The 2939-nt window shown below is 66.7% G+C and carries 2 protein-coding genes and 1 pseudogene; all 3 read left to right on the top strand.

Features of this window, described 5'->3' with window-relative positions; translation table 11 throughout:
• Window positions 1-987, top strand: a 987-nt coding sequence (locus EB084_22910) for a hypothetical protein (GenBank protein ID NDD31114.1), incomplete at its 5' end; no start/stop codon positions are given.
• Window positions 884-1180: pseudogene (locus tag EB084_22905) on the top strand (hypothetical protein). The gene EB084_22910 and the pseudogene EB084_22905, both read left to right, overlap by 104 nt.
• A gap of 93 nt (window positions 1181-1273) precedes the next feature.
• Window positions 1274-2939 (top strand): methyltransferase (locus tag EB084_22900; protein ID NDD31113.1); only part of this gene is annotated, 1666 nt, incomplete at its 3' end.

Genomic DNA, 2939 nt, shown 5'->3' with positions numbered 1-2939 from the left:
GAGCAGATCGTCGAGAACGCAACGCTCCCGATCGCCAGGCTGCGCCTTACCACCGATGCCGACATCGCCGCCCTGCACCAGTTGGGGAACAACCGGCAGACCAACAACGAGGCCACCCTATCGCACGTTGTGGAAGCGATCGAAGAACAGGCCGCGCTACACCCCCACGCAGTCGCACTCCTGTTCGAAGACCGCACCCTCAGCTACGGAGCGCTCAACGCGCGCGCAGATTCGCTGGCACGACATGTCGTCGCCCTTGGGATCGGACCCGACGACCGCGTAGCCATCGTCATGGACCGCGGCTTTGACCTCATCGTCGCCATCCTCGCCACACTCAAGGGCGGCGGCGCGTACGTGCCCCTCGATCCGGCCTGGCCGACGGATCGCATCGCATACGCGCTGAGCGACTGCCGCGCGAAGGTCGTCCTCACGCAGCACGAACACCAGCAGCACGTGCAGCAGGCCGTTGCGGGCAGCCAATGTCAAGCGCTCCCCATCCTTGCACTCGACGACCTCTTCCTGCAGGCAACATCGCAGCACAGCACGACAGCACCCCTTGCGACACCTCTCACAGACCAGAGCCTGGCCTACGTGATCTACACCTCGGGCTCGACCGGGCGACCCAAGGGCGTTGCCGTGTCGCACGGGGGCCTTACCACCTATGTGCGCTGGGCCTTGCGCACCTACCCATCTGGTGGCGCGGGGGCTGTGATGCACACGTCTCCCTCCTTTGACCTCACCATGACGAGCCTCTACCTACCCCTGTTGAGAGGAGAGTCCGTCCAGATTCTCCCGAACGACCCTTCCCTCGAATCCCTCGGCGCGCATCTGACGCAAGCGCAACCGTGCGGCATCATCAAGCTCACCCCCAGTCACCTCGACCTCATCGGATACCAGCTCCAGGACCATCGGACGCCCCGTTCCAGGCACGAGCCTCTACGTGCTCGACACCCATCACAATCTCGTCCCCCTCGGCATGCCTGGTGAGCTCTACATCGGCGGCGCGCAGATAGCCCGCGGCTACCTCGATCGCCCCGGCCTCACCGCCGACCGATTCGTCGCTGACCCCTTCAGCGAGATGCCGGGCGCGCGCATGTACCGCACCGGCGACCTCGTCCGCTGGAACAGCCACGGCGATCTTCAGTTCATCGGGCGCATCGACCACCAGATCAAGCTCCGTGGGTTCCGCATCGAGCCGGGTGAGATCGAAGCCACCTTGAGCCGACACGAAGCGGTGCGAGCCGCCACCGTGGGCATACGCAACGAACAGCTGGTGGCATGGCTCGAGCCCGACCGCGAGAGCGCTGCAGTGCAGCAAGACCTGGCCCGCTGGCGCCACGACCGCATCAGCCAGTGGCGCACCCTGTACGAGTCGTCGTACGGCCAGCGGAATGCCGACGATCTCGCCTTCGACCTCACCGGCTGGACCTCGAGCTACACAGGACAGCCCATCCCGGCACACGAGATGCGCGAGTGGGTCGACGCCACGGTCGCACGCATCTGTCAGATCATGCCCACCCCCAGTGGTCCCGCAGCCGAACACGATCAGGCGTCACCCAAGCCACGCGTCCTCGAGATCGGCTGCGGGACGGGGCTGCTGCTGGCACGCCTGGCACCCGACTGCGCGACATATCTCGGCCTCGACTTCTCGAGCGAGTCGGTGACCGCCGCCCGCTCGCTGCGCGCCAGCCGTATCGATCTCGCCCATGTGCAGATCGAGGAGCGTACCGCAGACGACACAGCCCACCTGCCCGCAGGCGGGTTCGATCTCGTCATCCTGAACTCCATGGTGCAGTACTTCCCCGGGGTCGAGTACCTTGAGCGGGTCGTGCAGGGCGCGCTCCGTCTGCTGGCCCCGGGAGGCCGCATCTTCCTCGGCGACCTGCGTCACCTCGAGCTGCTGCCCGCCTTCCAGGCCTCCATCGCGTTGCACAAGTCCCTCGAGAGCGGAAGACTCACTCCGACACCCGAGCTGCGCGCCCGCACCGAGCGCGGTGTGCGCAACGAGGAAGAGCTGCTGCTCTCGCCCGCCCTGTTCACCGAGTGGAAGAACCTCTGGCCCCAGGTCACGCGGGTCGAGGTGACCCCCAAGCGCGGCCACGCACCCAACGAGCTCACAAAGTATCGCTACGACGCCGTGCTGTTCACGGATGACGACGATGCGCGCGATACGGCTTCGCCGGCCTGGCACGATGCCACATCGATGAACCTCGACGACATCGCCGCAAAGCTGCGAGAAGATTCCGAAGACGTCATCGCCTTCACCCGAATCGACAATGCGCGAACCCGCGACGATCGCTTCACACAGATGGCGCTCAGCGAACACGCCTCGCAGTCGACCGACACCGCGCTGAAGACAGCGACGGACCTGCACGCCGCACTCCGCTCTCAGCTCGACATCGAATCGACGCGCACCCTCGACCCCGAAGCGCTCCACGCGCTCGCCCTCGCGCACGGCTTCACCCTAAGCCTGTCGCTCGCCGCAGCCTCCCCCGACGGGGCCCTCGACGCCGTCTTCACCCGCGGCGACGCGGCTCGGAAAGCCATCGAATGGCCCGCCCCCTCGCGTCTCGCACGCCCCCTTGCGAACGACCCCCTGGCGCCCGTCATCGCCACCCGTCTCGCCTCCGAGCTCAAAAGGTGGATTACCGAGCGCCTGCCCGACTACATGATTCCCACGGCCTGGATGGTTCTGGAGCGCCTCCCCCTCAACGCCAGCGGCAAGATCGACCGCCGCGCCCTCCCCGCGCCCACACGTAGCGCGGAGCGCATCACAGAGCCGCGTACCCCCGTCGAGGAGATGATCGCCGCCATCTTCGCCGACGTCCTCAGTCTCGACACGGCGGGCACTCGCTCTCGGCCACCCAGGTGGTGTCGCGCATCTCGCGCACCCTCGGCAAGGAGGTGTCGCTGCAGACCTTCTTCGCCGGCCCCACCGT

The sequence above is a fragment of the Pseudomonadota bacterium genome (genome assembly GCA_010028905.1).
Lineage (GTDB): Bacteria > Vulcanimicrobiota > Xenobia > RGZZ01 > RGZZ01 > RGZZ01.
Note: the sequence above shows the minus strand (reverse complement) of the source record. Positions and strands in the feature narration are given on the sequence as shown.